Annotated in this window: 17 protein-coding genes and 1 tRNA gene; 6 read left to right on the forward strand and 12 right to left on the reverse strand. The window is 37.1% G+C overall.

The window, feature by feature from the left end:
• The first annotated feature begins 299 nt into the window (after positions 1-299).
• Positions 300-881, forward strand: coding sequence for a hypothetical protein (locus F946_RS05920; RefSeq protein ID WP_004980164.1), 582 nt, complete (start codon positions 300-302; stop codon positions 879-881).
• A gap of 380 nt (positions 882-1,261) precedes the next feature.
• On the opposite strand, the gene F946_RS05925 is transcribed toward F946_RS05920, so the two are convergent.
• Positions 1,262-2,263: a zinc-binding alcohol dehydrogenase family protein gene (locus tag F946_RS05925; RefSeq protein ID WP_004980165.1), complete on the reverse strand. Its 1,002-nt coding sequence runs from the start codon at positions 2,261-2,263 to the stop codon at positions 1,262-1,264.
• 99 nt (positions 2,264-2,362) lie between these two features.
• Here F946_RS05925 and F946_RS05930 point away from each other — a divergent pair, with 99 nt between their 5' ends.
• Complete coding sequence (locus F946_RS05930; protein WP_004693511.1) at positions 2,363-2,734, forward strand: winged helix-turn-helix transcriptional regulator; 372 nt, start codon at positions 2,363-2,365, stop codon at positions 2,732-2,734.
• A gap of 188 nt (positions 2,735-2,922) precedes the next feature.
• Here the strand turns inward: F946_RS05930 and F946_RS05935 are convergent.
• From F946_RS05935 to F946_RS05960, 8 genes are all read right to left on the reverse strand, one after another.
• Positions 2,923-2,999 (reverse strand) — tRNA-Met (locus tag F946_RS05935).
• Between the two features lie 97 nt (positions 3,000-3,096).
• A complete protein-coding gene (locus tag F946_RS17005) occupies positions 3,097-3,384 on the reverse strand; it encodes a hypothetical protein (RefSeq protein WP_080632294.1) in 288 nt (95 codons plus the stop codon).
• Between the two features lie 77 nt (positions 3,385-3,461).
• The gene (locus tag F946_RS17375) at positions 3,462-3,587 is read right to left on the reverse strand and encodes a hypothetical protein (RefSeq protein WP_017397253.1); all 126 of its coding nucleotides are present in this window, start codon (positions 3,585-3,587) and stop codon (positions 3,462-3,464) included.
• 104 nt (positions 3,588-3,691) lie between these two features.
• The gene (locus F946_RS05940) at positions 3,692-3,961 is read right to left on the reverse strand and encodes a hypothetical protein (protein ID WP_004980167.1); all 270 of its coding nucleotides are present in this window, start codon (positions 3,959-3,961) and stop codon (positions 3,692-3,694) included.
• 261 nt (positions 3,962-4,222) lie between these two features.
• Positions 4,223-4,510, reverse strand: coding sequence for a head-tail connector protein (locus F946_RS05945; protein ID WP_004980169.1), 288 nt, complete (start codon positions 4,508-4,510; stop codon positions 4,223-4,225).
• A 333-nt stretch (positions 4,511-4,843) separates the two neighbouring features.
• Positions 4,844-5,053 carry a cold-shock protein gene (locus tag F946_RS05950; RefSeq protein ID WP_004693516.1) on the reverse strand — a complete coding sequence of 70 codons (210 nt, stop codon included), beginning with the start codon at positions 5,051-5,053 and terminating at the stop codon, positions 4,844-4,846.
• A gap of 278 nt (positions 5,054-5,331) precedes the next feature.
• Positions 5,332-5,547, reverse strand: coding sequence for a hypothetical protein (locus F946_RS05955; protein ID WP_004693517.1), 216 nt, complete (start codon positions 5,545-5,547; stop codon positions 5,332-5,334).
• Between the two features lie 270 nt (positions 5,548-5,817).
• Positions 5,818-6,987: a type I restriction endonuclease gene (locus F946_RS05960; protein WP_004980172.1), complete on the reverse strand. Its 1,170-nt coding sequence runs from the start codon at positions 6,985-6,987 to the stop codon at positions 5,818-5,820.
• Between the two features lie 417 nt (positions 6,988-7,404).
• Between F946_RS05960 and F946_RS05965 the strand changes: the two genes are divergently transcribed.
• From F946_RS05965 to F946_RS05975, 3 genes are all read left to right on the forward strand, one after another.
• Positions 7,405-8,610 carry a DUF1615 family protein gene (locus F946_RS05965; protein ID WP_004980175.1) on the forward strand — a complete coding sequence of 402 codons (1,206 nt, stop codon included), beginning with the start codon at positions 7,405-7,407 and terminating at the stop codon, positions 8,608-8,610.
• Complete coding sequence (locus F946_RS05970; RefSeq protein ID WP_004980177.1) at positions 8,577-9,233, forward strand: HAD-IB family hydrolase; 657 nt, start codon at positions 8,577-8,579, stop codon at positions 9,231-9,233. The genes F946_RS05965 and F946_RS05970 overlap by 34 nt, the downstream gene beginning before the upstream one ends.
• A 160-nt stretch (positions 9,234-9,393) precedes the next feature.
• Complete coding sequence (locus F946_RS05975; RefSeq protein ID WP_004693524.1) at positions 9,394-9,594, forward strand: hypothetical protein; 201 nt, start codon at positions 9,394-9,396, stop codon at positions 9,592-9,594.
• Positions 9,595-9,629: 35 nt separating this feature from the next.
• Here the strand turns inward: F946_RS05975 and F946_RS05980 are convergent, their stop codons facing one another.
• Together F946_RS05980 and F946_RS05985 are read right to left on the reverse strand one after the other, a co-directional pair.
• The gene (locus F946_RS05980; RefSeq protein ID WP_004693525.1) at positions 9,630-10,724 is read right to left on the reverse strand and encodes a fatty acid desaturase family protein; all 1,095 of its coding nucleotides are present in this window, start codon (positions 10,722-10,724) and stop codon (positions 9,630-9,632) included.
• 14 nt (positions 10,725-10,738) lie between these two features.
• On the reverse strand, positions 10,739-11,806 hold the full coding sequence (locus F946_RS05985; RefSeq protein WP_035326479.1) for a ferredoxin reductase: 1,068 nt from the start codon (positions 11,804-11,806) through the stop codon (positions 10,739-10,741).
• 140 nt (positions 11,807-11,946) lie between these two features.
• Between F946_RS05985 and fabR the strand changes: the two genes are divergently transcribed.
• Positions 11,947-12,642, forward strand: coding sequence for an HTH-type transcriptional repressor FabR (fabR, locus tag F946_RS05990; RefSeq protein ID WP_004693528.1), 696 nt, complete (start codon positions 11,947-11,949; stop codon positions 12,640-12,642).
• A 38-nt stretch (positions 12,643-12,680) separates the two neighbouring features.
• Here fabR and F946_RS05995 read toward each other — a convergent pair whose 3' ends face one another.
• On the reverse strand, positions 12,681-13,496 hold the full coding sequence (locus F946_RS05995; RefSeq protein WP_004980180.1) for an alpha/beta fold hydrolase: 816 nt from the start codon (positions 13,494-13,496) through the stop codon (positions 12,681-12,683).
• Positions 13,497-13,606: the final 110 nt, after the last annotated feature.

A 13,606-nucleotide genomic window follows, 5' to 3' on the forward strand; every position in this document is an offset into this window, starting at 1 on the left:
CTAAACATTACTTTTTTCTAGTTAGGCCAAGTATACATGAAATAAATAAATATTCAAGTTATTTATAGCTGTCATAAATTTTAATTATATCAGATGTTTCCTGCAATAAATTGAAACGTCCTTAAAAATAGTAGTTGTAGCATCTAAAAAAAAGCACTAGTCGTGTGCTGAGCCTTAGAATAAGCTTGAACCAAAATATTGAGGCTACAGATGAAATTTCGAACGTTTCGCATAAGGTGTACCATGTTTATTCTGGATAAATAAAATAGCCTGTAAATAAAGTTTTTTTAGGATCAATAATGAATAATAAAGTTAGATTAATCTTTTGCATCGCCCTGCTCTCAAATTTGGGAGCATGTGTTGGCAATATGAACCCTACAGGCGGCAATGGTAGGCCTGATTATCCCTATTACATCACGACACAACCAATGATCGTGAAAAAGATGAATGTACCTATAGACACAAAACTAGAATATGAAGAACAACATTTTAAATCAGGCCAACAAGATTCATTACTGAACGAAAAAAAACTCATCAGGATTTCCTTCCCAGAAGATCAATCAATGAATTGGGCTGGTGTACCCATTGGTTTTATTCACAAATATTTTAATTCAGAAATGAAAGGCTTCAGCGTTTATGCACGTTTCAACCAACTGCCAAGCAATAAGCAGACACGATTTTCTCAACTTTGGCAGAAATGTAGTGATGACTTAGGCATTCATGTTAAAAACACGGATGATTGGACATTCAATCTCAATAATATCGCCGATATCGATAGTTGTAGTGTGAATTATCAACGATACCTTAAAGATAACGTCCAACAACAACATTATCTTGATCAGCTTTACCAAGAAATGCAAAAAGCAGGAACAGTGAAATAGCTCTTGGACGTTCAAATAATCACAACTATACGAAATCTTCCGTACCTAAGATTTTTAATACTCACAAAGCACTGTTTTGATTTAACTTAAATAAAAATAAAGCGCTACACGGCGCTCTATCTAGACTTATGCTGAGGATAATATATTAAATCAAAGTTGTGTGTTTCATTCTTTACAACATAATACTTAATGAATTGAAAAAATTATTCCAAAAGCTCTTTATTATGTGTACATGAGTGAAACGGATTTCGAAAAGAGGACAGCCATCCTAGTGCGCTGAACCCTAGAATGGCCTTGCTGAGAATATTGATCCTAATTGTATAGTTTCAAGTGTTTAACTTAAAAATTAACCCACTTATTTAAGTTGAGCTTAAAACTAGTTAAAAGCCTTCCAAAACGATTTTTCCTTTCGCTCGGCCAGTTTCAATCAGTTCATGAGCAAGTTTTAAATTTTTCGCATTAATTTTGCCTAAAGTCTGATTCAGCGTGGTTTTAATTTTGTGGTTATCTACTAGTTCTGCAACCTGATGTAAGAGCTGAGATTGTTGTTCAATATCTGTTGTATTGAACATTGAACGTGTAAACATGAACTCCCAATGCACAGAAACAGACTTAGACTTAAACTCACTGATATCTAGTGATTTCGGATCATCAATTAAGCCAAACTTACCTTGTGGAGCAATAAGCTTAGAAATTTGAGGAAGATACGTGTGTGTTTGATTAGTTGAAAAAATATATCGAGGTGCGTCTAAACCCAATTCTTTGATTTGCATGTTTAAATCTTCGGTATGATCGATGACGTAGTCAGCCCCTAAAGACTTAACCCATACTTTAGTCTCTTCCCTAGATGCTGTAGCAATGACTTTTAAATTTGTCTTCGCTTTGAGTAATTGAATCGCAATAGATCCTACACCTCCAGCGCCTCCAATTACTAAAATATTATCAGATTGATCTAAATCAACATTGAAACGATCAAATAACATTTCCCACGCTGTAATAGCGGTTAATGGCAGCGCAGCAGCTTCAGCATCACTAAGGCTTTGAGGTTTTAAGCTAACAATACGCTCATCGACTGCTTGATACTCAGCATTACTCCCATCCCGCGTTAAATCACCTGCATACCAGACCTGATCTCCGACTTTAAAATGTTGCACGCCAGAACCGACTTCAACAACCTCAGCCACTGCATCCCATCCTAAGATACGTGTGTTGCCTACTGCTACTGGGTTTCGTCTAACCTTGGTATCGACAGGGTTAACCGAGATCGCTTTGACTCTAACTAACAAATCCCGATCTTTTAAGCTCGGCATCGCTTTTTCAATATCTACCAGTGGATTTTGAAATCCATGATCCATACCATCAATATAAGAAATAGCCTTCATTCACTTGTCCTCTTGTTTTGTTATTTGAGTTTACTTAATATTCTTTTTTAAGTTATACAGACAAATTCGTCTTATAGTTACCAAAAGGATACTATTGAAATGGGTAAGCTAAAACATTCGCGTTTTGATTGCACACCAGGATGTTCTGTTGAAGCTGCCATAGGCTTACTTGATGGTAAATGGAAGAGTATTATCTTATGGCATTTATTAGAAGACGACGTTTTAAGGTTTAATGAACTGAGAAAGAAAATTCCAAATGTCACTCAAAAAATGCTTACTAGACAATTACGTGAACTTGAAGAGGATCAACTAATTCTACGAAAGGTTTATGCCGTTGTTCCACCTAAAGTAGAATATCGATTATCTACACTCGGCACTTCTTTAGCACCTATTTTGGTTGCATTAAAACAATGGGGGGATAAAAATATTGGTTTATTTGGGAAACCCATTATGCCGTTAGAATCAGAATAAAATTTAAACCTGTTTTACGTCACTTACAGTCCAGTTTTTTCTAGAAATACTGTAGTTTCATAGCTTACACACCATTCCAGTAACTTGTATAAAAGCACGTTCTTAAAAACCGCTATGTATAAAATTAACCAGCCATAAAAAAAGCCTAATCTGTGAAGACTAGGCTATAAACTTTGAATCTTTTTCGTTGGTAGCGGGAGCTGGATTTGAACCAACGACCTTCGGGTTATGAGCCCGACGAGCTACCAGACTGCTCCATCCCGCATCAACGAGTTAGCTTTATACGCCCTAAGCAGGCATAAAGCAAACTTTATTTGTAATATAAGCAGTTATTACATAAGCAGCATACAAAATACTAGCTCTTAGCCAATGCTTACTTCAGTGATAAAAGCAGGATGTGAGGCTCTATAGATGCTTAATCTTGTTTTTTCACTGTCTAAAAATGACTTAGGCTCTTCAGACCATATTGATTTCCTAGAATCAAGACCCGAATGACTTAAAGCCCAATCAGAAACAGTACTATAAACAAAAGTATTATCAGCGAAAACTAATTTTGTCTTCCTTCCTACACTACTTATAAGAACTTTATGTGTAGGTAATGATCCAAATGTACTAATTTGGGTGTAAATGTATTTATAGGTTTCAGACATAGAAAAAAGTACTTAAAGGACAGCGCTACTATACCATTTTAACTCTTGAAAAAGCCCACCATTTGGCGAGCTTTTTCTTACTGATCTTTATCCATGGAATGTGGCGTTGTAGTTTTATCCTGCTCTTTCGTATCTGTATCTCTTTTTTGGCATGCCGTTAATCCCAGCATTAAAACTAAACTTACTATTGCAAATATTTTCATCATTTTTGCCTAGCACGATTTAAAAATATAACTTATCAAAATCTAAAGATTTCAATGTTTAATTTATGAAACAACCCCATTCTCTTTCTTTACAGATGAGACGCTTAGCGATTTAGAGCTTTATGTGCCCAATGAATGAATTTGTCCTTTTCATGGAAATGTGGAATATTTAATAAATGAATATGAGTAACCTCACCGAAATTACCTGAAATTTTATTCGGTGCCAAAATAACAAAATCTCTCTTATCCCCTACATGTAACTCCCTAAAAAATTCCATAACCTTAAAATGAAGATTCAGAGCAGTGAATCCTTCTCTTTCAATTAGAAAGTCATAGATTTGACTGAGTACATGTAATTCAAATTTTTTATTCATGGCCTATTCTTCTCATATTTATTTTAACAATCGGTATAATTTAACCTAATTTTTTTCTTTGTTAAAGTAGATAAAAAAACCCAGCCTCTGGAGAATCAATAGAGCTGGGTTAATGAAACATCATTGTCAAATTTTATTTTATTCTTGAAATCGATTTTAACGTACAAAACCAATTAATGCAAATGATTCTCAATTATATTGATTTTAAATATAGCATCCTTAAGGGTAAACATTGATACATATCATTATCTACATCATCTATCAAACAGTGGGCTTACGATATAGATTAAGCAAAGAGAGTACGGGTATTGGGAGGTAGTTACCATTCACAGATACCTCTCCCCCATCTTTTCTGTGCTGTTCCCAGTATTCGATTAATAATAAAGCTGCTTGTTTAATGGCAGATGGATATTCCGATCCAAAATTATCTGTAATATAATTTTTAATTATAGCGTCAGCAGCAACAATAAAGCTTTTTAATGAAACATCATTGCTATCATCGGCATAGTGTAAGTGGCGCTTCACTTCATGTAATTCAACAATACTCATAGATCACTCCATTTTTCCGAGTCAGCTTTTACACTTTCATCACTAAACTCGTTCCTAGAGTCTTTTACGGTGTCATAGCAAATATCACCTCATTCCTATTCTCATATTGATTACTTGGCATTGAAATCCCTTTATCTAGGGATTTTTCTACTATTCTTAATAAGTCCTTCAAAAGATTTCTTATAGATCAATTAATATTTGTTCATATGTTTTTTAAATAAGCCATTCACCGCCTAAAGATAGTGAGCGTACGACGCCTTAACAACCGAATAGTAAATAAGCTGCCATTAAAAAACCCGCTAACTGAAGCGGGTTTTTTAATTCACAATATTCTTAGATTACTGTGATAGAGCTTGCTTGAGGGCCTTTCTTGCCAGCTACAATCGTAAACTGAACACGTTGACCTTCATTCAACACTTTGAAACCGTTTGATTGGATTTCGCTAAAGTGTGCAAAAACGTCTTCTCCAGTATCGCTAGAAATAAAACCAAAGCCTTTAGTTTCATTAAACCACTTAACGGTACCAGTTGTAATGTTTGACATAAATATTCTCTTAAATTTTGAAAAATATAAGAATTAATCTTTTAAATCATATACATCGGATAAACCGCAGAGTTGAATCAATTGCGAAATAACTTTAGTAAATACAATAAAATAAATAATTCTAATACACTATCACTATAAGCTTTTTAGCGTGCAATAGATAGACCTTAACATATTATTTTATTGCTACCACCCAACCCCACATGAAATGCTTTTTCATCCATATTGATAAGAAAATCTTCACTAAAAGCGAATAAAGCTTATTTGCCCACTTCTAGCTAATTTTTCTTTCCTAAAATCAACTCAACTTGATGAGTAACATCCCATATTTTCATTTCTGCATGTCGCCAAAAATTAAAGACTTGATCGCCCTTAACGTACTTTTGCTTGATATAGCTCGATGATTTATTTTGATCTATCTCTTTTGCATTAAATCGCATCTTATTTAAAATCACTACTTGACCATCCAAGTCACCACCAATACAGATATTCATATTGTTCTGCCTGCTAAGTAACAATTAAACTATAGCACAAATAAAAAAACCTACTCTTTGATAAGCTTTTGAGGCTTGTTGCCGAGCCTTTGGCTGTACTCCATAACTCTTATTCATAGTTCATCGAAAATTAGAAACATCATTTTGATATCTTTGCACGACGGTCACGTCCAAGGATGACTTGTAATGACAAAATAAGATCTATCCTATCTCTCAAGTATGAAGTTTTACTGTGCTATGAAAAAGCCACTTATAAAGTGGCTTTTTCTATTAGGAATTAGATGCTCTTTTAAAGTTGTCATCATTACTACAGTAATCCAAGCAATCTTTTAAAATGCCTACGGCTCTATATATGTGTTCAGGTTTATCTAAAAAAACTTGACCGTTATTTTGCACTTCCAATCCTGCCCGCTCTAACTCTTTTTTTCGATAGTCATCAATTGCTACTGCAAACTGAATGGTTGGTCTCTTACGATTTACATCATATCTAAATAACCAGCGATTATTTTTATTCTGAAACAGCACGCTAAAATAGCTTTCTGTGTCTTTAGCCACCAATTCAACTTCAGGAAAGAGCTCTGTCACAATACGACTTAACTCCTGTTCATCAACAGTAGTCACAATTCTTTCATTTTCAGAGTTAACAATGTCAGCTAGCGTTGAGCTTTCGGACACAATCTCAATAGTCTCCTCTACTTTTTGTTCAACTGGCTGGGCAGTAATAATTGTAGGCGAGGATAGTCCTTTAACAACGGTATCACTAATTGACTGCTCAACAGCTTGTTTTACAAAAGGCTGAATTGACTCTAAAAATTTAGTGTTTAATTGACGAGGAATACTTGCTTGTTGAGCCACATAGCGAACAAAATCAATATCAACTTCATTAATACTTCTTTTTATTACAGTTTTAAACTGCTGGATATATTGATTTTCTTCAGCAAAAAAGCGTAGCTTTTCTACATGAAAATTATCATGTTTAAACTCAGCTAGCTGTGTCAAATCCTCGGCTTTATTCTTCGTAAAATCAACTGTTAAAAATGGCTTATCATCCATCACATTTGGATTAATTAAATCAGTAAAAAATCTCCATTCTTTACCATTTGTGATCGCGCCAATCGTCACCCCTAAACTACTATTAAAATATCTAGATAGCTGCGGAGCATGATTCGTTAAATTAGCAACATAAGGTTTTGCTTCAATAAACATTACAGGTTGCCCATTACAGTAAAGAGCATAATCAACTCTTTCTGTAGATTTCACACCTGGAAAATCAGCTGCAAATTCTGCAAGCACCTTGGTCGGGTCATAAGGGCTAAAACCTAAAATATCTAATAAAGGAAGGATTAAAGCCTGCTTAGTTGTTTCTTCTGTAGTACAGTGGCCCCCTACTTTTTTCACATGCTCAATATGGCTTCTTAGTCTATTAATAAAATTTTCCATATTCCCCTCATTATTATTACAAGTACATTTTTTGATCTAATTTTAGATCTTAACCCTTTTACTTTATTTTTCAAATATTAATTTAAATTTGTTTTTAGAATGTCATTACATTCTATTCGTTGAACTATTTTCTGTTTAATTTATTAAAAAAACGAATCTCAAAAAATGGAAAAATCATAAGTTAAGTTCTCCTCAATCTATTACACTAATTTTGCGCCATCCGTCATAATAAAACAGATAACAGACTGAATAATATTCATTCTTCTTAATAACCCAACCCACCTGCCATAGGAACAACAACCAAATGATTTGACAGTTGATACCGACCAATATACATATAAATTCATCACTTTTTCGACCGACATAGTATACTGCACCTGCTGTTTCGGCTCACCTTTTATCATGTGTTCTCTGTTTATGAATAAAAAGCTGTTTCTTTCTTCTGGTTTAAAAACACTAAGTGTCTTGGCCATATCTATAGGCTTAACCGCCTGCGGTGATCGTTCATGGTGGACAGATGATGAGCCTAAGCTCAATGCTGAACAAATCGCACGCATCATTCCCGGACGCGTAAATGACCGCCGTTCATGGGCTGAAGATATATACGATATTTCAGAGCAGTTTGGTATTCCGCAAAATAAAGAGAATATGTGTTCGATCATTGCCGTGGTTGATCAAGAGTCTAACTTTGTTGCAGACCCACAAGTTTACGGTTTAGGTGAAAAAGCGGTTAAAGAAGTCCAAGATCGCTTAGATGAAAAATTTAAAGATAAGCTCGGTGATGCTATCGGTGGCACCATCGCAGGTTATTTCCAACAGGTCTTAAAAGAGCAGCCAAGCCCTGAAGATAACTATTTAAGCCAAATGCGCCGCGTTAAAACAGAACGCGAACTGGATGAACTGTACCGTGAAATTTTTGACTATATGTCAAAGCACTATCACGTCAGTGCACTCACAGGTGCAGCCAAACTTGTCGGTCAGGACGTAGGCGAAAAAATGAACCCGATTACCACGTTGGGTTCAATGCAAGTGCATATCGGTTATGCCAAAGACAATAAACGTGAAGGTGGCAGCATGGCTGACTTACGTACCGACCTTTATAGTCAATATGGTGGTCTGTACTACGGCATTCACCGACTGATGATGTACCCTGCTGACTATGACAAACCGCTTTACCGTTTTGCTGACTATAACTCGGGCATGTACTCAAGTCGAAATGCCGCCTTCCAAAGTATGTTAAATGACTTAACCGAAGCAGAACTGGATTTAGACGGCGACCTGCTACTTTATGGCAAAGATGGCTCACCTAAATCTGCAAAGAGTCAATCAGAACGTGAACTCATCAGTGTTTTTGCTCAGCACAATATTTTGGTTACTCCACGTCAAATTCGCTCTGACCTGAAAAAAGAGAAAGAGAAGAAATTTGAAGATACAGCAACCTATCGCGCTGTGGCTAAGCTTTATCAAGAAGTCACTAAAAAAGAACCTTTCTATGCCATGATGCCAGAAGTCGTCATTTCTGGTCCGAAGCTCAGCCGTGACTATAATACCAACTGGTTTGCCACTCGTGTCAATGGACGTTATCAAACATGCATGCAACGTGCAAAGCGCATAAAAATCTAGCCTTATTTGACTTTGATGGCACCCTGTATGACAAAGACAGTTTTACGGGGTTCATCTTCTATGTACATTCAAAACGACATATTGCCCTACAAGGCTTAAAAGTCCTGCCTTATATTCAAAGTTATTATTTAGGTTTTTATCCTGCCCATCATATGCGCTCTAAACTCTTCCATGCGATGTTTAAGCAAGCTGAAGTGAGCGAAATTGACGCTTATGCAAAACGCTATGCAGAACTCTTAATCAAAGGACTTAACCCAGCACTTTATAGCCAACTAAAGCAACACCAAAGTTTGGGCGATGATGTGGTTTTGGTCTCTGCTTCAATTGATATCTATTTAAAATATGTGTGTGAAATACTCTCAATCGATCTGATCTGTACCCGCGTTGAACAAGACCAGCAATACTATACAGGGTGCTATCTGACTGCTGACTGTAGCTGTGAGTACAAAGCTCAACGTATCCAAGAAAAATATGAGCTAGATAATTACCATGCCGTTTATGCTTATGGAAATAGCATTGAAGATAAACAAATGTTGTCTTTGGCTGATTTTAGCTACTTGGTAGGGACAGATTTAAGTCTTCCTGACTTGTCAAATACATCAAATCATCGTCAAATAAGCTAATTATTAAGTGTAGGTTAATAATTAGCAATGTTAAATTTTTAAAAATATTTATTATTAAAATTCAGTATGTTTTATTTACCAAAAAATATATTTATGATAAATTTTGCCTAATAAAAATATTTTGAGAACCATTCCACTTAAATTATAAAAAGGCATCAGTATGGAACAGTTATCTCCACCCAAGTATGTCAAAGGTCTTTCAATCAAATTTGGTGAAAGCCCCTTTGTATTATTGGCGCAGTTCGCTTTTAATGCTTCAAAACAAAAATGGTTAAAACACGAAATTGAACATGTGCTCAATATCGCCAAACAAGGTGATTACCATCATCTTGTAAAGACCTTACGTCAATTTAGTAAATAACAAAAAAGCCACTTCAAATGAAGTGGCTTTTTTACTTACTTTTTAAAGGGAAACGCATATTTCACAATACGTTTGATGACGCTACCATACTGTTTTACTAGGCTGGCATTGTTATAGTTAATGCCATACTTTTCACACACCGCTTGTACTTTCGGCGCCATTTTACGGTAACGACGTGCGGGTACGTCTGGGTATAAGTGATGCTCAATTTGATGACTTAAGTGCCCTGTCAAAATATGGAATGCTTCTGAACCAGTTAAATTCGACGAACCACGAATTTGGCGCATGTACCAGTGACCACGGCTTTCATTTTCCAGTACTTTTTTCGGGAAAACTTCCACGTCTTTGGTGAAGTGACCACAAAAAATCACACTAAATGTCCACATGTTACGAATACCATTTGCAACCAAATTTCCCGTAAAGACAGGCAATGCCGCAGGTCCTGCAATGAGTGGGAAAAACACATAATCTTTAAACAATTGTTTACCAATTTTGCGCTGCATAGGTTTCCATTCAGCTAAAGTCTGTGCTTTGCTTTTACGTCCCTTGAAGTATTTGCCTAATTCCAAGTTTTGGATGGCAACCCCCCATTGGAACAACAAACAAAATGGAATGCTATAAATCGGTTGGAATAAAAAGCCCGGTTTCCAACGTTGTTCTGGGAATAATCGAAGCAGACCATAGCCAATGTCATCATCCATCCCTTTAATGTTGGTGTAGGTATGATGCTTGTAGTTATGGGTCTGACGCCAGTTATCTGCTGTACCTACGATGTCCCACTCATAGTTTTGACCATTAAACTTAGGGTCGTTCATCCAGTCATATTGACCGTGCATTACATTGTGACCCAACTCCATGTTTTCCATGATTTTGGCAAAACTCAGCAAGCCCGTGCCCAACACCCATGCAGGTGGAAACCAACCGGCAAATAAACATGCACGACCTGCGATAGACGCATAACGCACCGCTGCATAGACACGACGAATATATTGTGCATCTTTTTCGCCAATATCATCCAGTACTTCTTGCTTAATGGCATCTAGCTCACGTGCAAGCTCATCTAACTCAAATGTCGTTAACTCACGATTCTTCGGGTTTTTAAAATATTCAACTTTAACAGGCATATTCATTGTATTTATTCCCCTTATAAATCAACAATAAGATCGGTTTGTGCCGTGTTGACACAAATTTTTAGAAAATTTCCAGGCTCAGAATTTTGTGCACCATTGACCAAGTTTTTGGTCGAACCTTCCACTTTGTTGCAGGCACATTTATTACAGATTCCCATACGGCAGCCATGTTGAGGCTTCACATTTTGCTGTTCCAAACTTGCAAGAATGGATTGGCCTTTTGGAATGCTTAAAATTTTCTTCGACTTTGTTAAGGTAATATTCACAAAACCAACATCATCATTTGCAAATGGACTCATGCTAAACGCTTCAGTTTTTAAGGTGTTGGCATGAGCGAAAAGCTGCTCAACCGTAGCCACAAAACCTGAAGGGCCGCATGCATATACCGTTGCATTTTCAAGCTGATCCAATCCAGACATATGGTTTTGGTTTAAACGCTCACCTTCATCTGACTCTTGGGTATAAAACATGCTGAATGTGAAGTTTGAGTATTGTGCTGCTAGTTGCTCAAAATATGCTTTGAAAGCTGCATCAGTATGTTTTTTCACCCAATACATCAAATGTACAGGCTGCTTTTTAAGCTTAGCGGTCTTCTCTAAACGTTTCAGTAAACTCAGCATGGGGGTAATACCACTGCCCGCAGCAAGTAAAATTAACTGTTGATCATTTACAGTCAATTGCATATCGCCATAAGGCTGACCGAATTCTAAAACATCGCCGATTTGAGCCTGCTCACATAGCCAATGACTTGCCTTGCCTTGGTCTACCATTTTTACATTCAGTAAGACATGTTGCGCATCAATCTGGGTCAAACTATAGGTACGTTCATAACGTACGCCTTGAACCACGACATATACAGGATGGTGTTGCCCCGCTTGCCCCATTTGAAAATGACGATTGGTTTGCAGCGTCAAGCTCACCATATCGTGTGCAACTTGCTCTTTTTTTACCACTTTACCCAAAGCTTGGTGTATCGACCAAAGTGGGTTGATTTTTTGAAGCCAAAAGTTAGCTGTGTGTCGGTCTATAACACTCTCAGCATACTCAGTTAAAGGAGATTTAGTTCTTTCAAGGATCTGCATAGTAAAGGACCACGCCATAGATTTTGAATTATTATACACATGTATATATATTTGTATATATACTCTGATTGTTTCGTTTCGTTTCACAATGCCGACCAGTGGGGCTATAATGAACCGATTGATTTAATTACTTGATAAATATGACACCGACCACCATTCAAACCCATACAACCAACACAGAGCATGAAGCTTCAAAAAAACATGCACCAGTGCTTGCACGTAGTGTTGGTCGAAAAGCAACGATTACAAAAGATGAACTGTTTCAAGCTGCTTTAAATTTGATTGGTCCTGAAAAAAGTATTGCATCCCTGAGCTTGCGTGAAGTCGCACGTGAAGCAGGCATTGCGCCGAATAGTTTTTATCGTCATTTTAAAGATACCGATGAACTTGCTATTGAGTTGATTGAACGTGCAGGTGTTGTGCTACGCCAAATTTTGCATGAAGCACGGATTAAGGCCATTCGCCAAGAAAGTATTATTCGTAGCTCAGTCGAAGTTTTTATTGAACAACTAGATGCGGATGACGGCAACTTAAGCCTGCTATTACGCGAAGCATATACGGGTTCAGCATCTTATAAAAATGCGGTCGAAAGACAGTTGAATTATTTCCAACAAGAACTCAAAGATGATTTAATTCGTTTAGAACGTTTAAATAATAGCAAACTCTTCCACCCTGAATTGGTGTCCATGGCAATCACCCAATTGGTTTTCAATATGGGTGCTAAAGTGATTGATATGCCAAGTGTAGAGCGTAAAAAAATGGCTGAACAAACTATGATCATGATTCGCATGATTTTGGAAGGTTCACGTCATTTAGATGAAGCGATGATTCGCTAACCTGTTATTACACCCAACAGATTCGCTGAAATATCTTCTTATTTGTTTCCCTGTTGCTCTTTAATGAGCTGGTGCACAAATTCTGCGGTCTGTTTCGGTTGTTCTAGCGGAAACATATGCCCGCCTTCAAGCACGCTATAGTCAATCGCATAGGTTTTTTTCATCCCTTGGGGCAAACCTTGCTTATAGAAATGGCTATCTTTTGCAGTCAACACATGAATCGGCATATCAGGTGCTTTGCGTGGGGTACGCCACCACCATGCAGGCACTGTCCTGAAGATCTCAGCTTCAGTATGTTTGGGAATGGTTAGCGTCACCCCATTTCGAGTCGGATCACTTTTTAAACCGCACTCTATAAAGTCCGCAAAACACTGTTCATCAAAATCTTTAAAAATACGATTCGGTCTAAGCGCCTGACTGGCCTGCTCAATACTTTCCCAATGATCACGCCGTTTGACGGTCACCGCAGCTGGGGTAAGTTTTTCAATGGACTTTGACCCCAGCTTTTGTAACGCTTCAAATAAAAAGGCTTTTGAACCGATCACAAACGGTGGGTCCATGATAATCACTTGCGAAAACAACTGTGGTTTTTTATAGGCCGCCATAAGTGTGAGTAAAGAGCCAAAAGAATGCCCTAAACCAATCACTTGTTGCCGTGGAAACTGCTGTTCAATATCTGAAATAACTTGATCCACCAACGCTTCCCAACGGTATTCCACAGGATAGTGCGGATCTAGGCCAATCATCGGGATCGCTTTGACATCAAAATCTTGATTTAAAAACTGGAAAAATTTTTGATAGCTGCCCGAGGGAATGCCGTTTGCATGGGTAAAGTGTAAGGCTGGTTTGCTCATGTCATTCAGATCTATTGTTTTTATAGCCTATTTACCATAATCGTTTTTTAATCTAAACGAAATGGCGCAGGATGAATCCTAAGTCATGAACTTTGATCACTTCCGCCAAT

Origin of the sequence: Acinetobacter johnsonii ANC 3681 (assembly GCF_000368805.1) — a bacterium.
GTDB lineage: Bacteria > Pseudomonadota > Gammaproteobacteria > Pseudomonadales > Moraxellaceae > Acinetobacter > Acinetobacter johnsonii.

Coding starts and splice junctions, on each gene's coding strand:
- F946_RS05920 (WP_004980164.1), top strand. CDS start 300: ATGAATAATAAAGTTAGATTAATCTTTTGCATCGCCCTGCTCTCAAAT.
- F946_RS05925 (WP_004980165.1), bottom strand. CDS start 2,263: ATGAAGGCTATTTCTTATATTGATGGTATGGATCATGGATTTCAAAAT.
- F946_RS05930 (WP_004693511.1), top strand. CDS start 2,363: ATGGGTAAGCTAAAACATTCGCGTTTTGATTGCACACCAGGATGTTCT.
- F946_RS17005 (WP_080632294.1), bottom strand. CDS start 3,384: ATGTCTGAAACCTATAAATACATTTACACCCAAATTAGTACATTTGGA.
- F946_RS17375 (WP_017397253.1), bottom strand. CDS start 3,587: ATGAAAATATTTGCAATAGTAAGTTTAGTTTTAATGCTGGGATTAACG.
- F946_RS05940 (WP_004980167.1), bottom strand. CDS start 3,961: ATGAATAAAAAATTTGAATTACATGTACTCAGTCAAATCTATGACTTT.
- F946_RS05945 (WP_004980169.1), bottom strand. CDS start 4,510: ATGAGTATTGTTGAATTACATGAAGTGAAGCGCCACTTACACTATGCC.
- F946_RS05950 (WP_004693516.1), bottom strand. CDS start 5,053: ATGTCAAACATTACAACTGGTACCGTTAAGTGGTTTAATGAAACTAAA.
- F946_RS05955 (WP_004693517.1), bottom strand. CDS start 5,547: ATGAATATCTGTATTGGTGGTGACTTGGATGGTCAAGTAGTGATTTTA.
- F946_RS05960 (WP_004980172.1), bottom strand. CDS start 6,987: ATGGAAAATTTTATTAATAGACTAAGAAGCCATATTGAGCATGTGAAA.
- F946_RS05965 (WP_004980175.1), top strand. CDS start 7,405: ATGAATAAAAAGCTGTTTCTTTCTTCTGGTTTAAAAACACTAAGTGTC.
- F946_RS05970 (WP_004980177.1), top strand. CDS start 8,577: ATGCATGCAACGTGCAAAGCGCATAAAAATCTAGCCTTATTTGACTTT.
- F946_RS05975 (WP_004693524.1), top strand. CDS start 9,394: ATGGAACAGTTATCTCCACCCAAGTATGTCAAAGGTCTTTCAATCAAA.
- F946_RS05980 (WP_004693525.1), bottom strand. CDS start 10,724: ATGAATATGCCTGTTAAAGTTGAATATTTTAAAAACCCGAAGAATCGT.
- F946_RS05985 (WP_035326479.1), bottom strand. CDS start 11,806: ATGCAGATCCTTGAAAGAACTAAATCTCCTTTAACTGAGTATGCTGAG.
- fabR (WP_004693528.1), top strand. CDS start 11,947: ATGACACCGACCACCATTCAAACCCATACAACCAACACAGAGCATGAA.
- F946_RS05995 (WP_004980180.1), bottom strand. CDS start 13,496: ATGAGCAAACCAGCCTTACACTTTACCCATGCAAACGGCATTCCCTCG.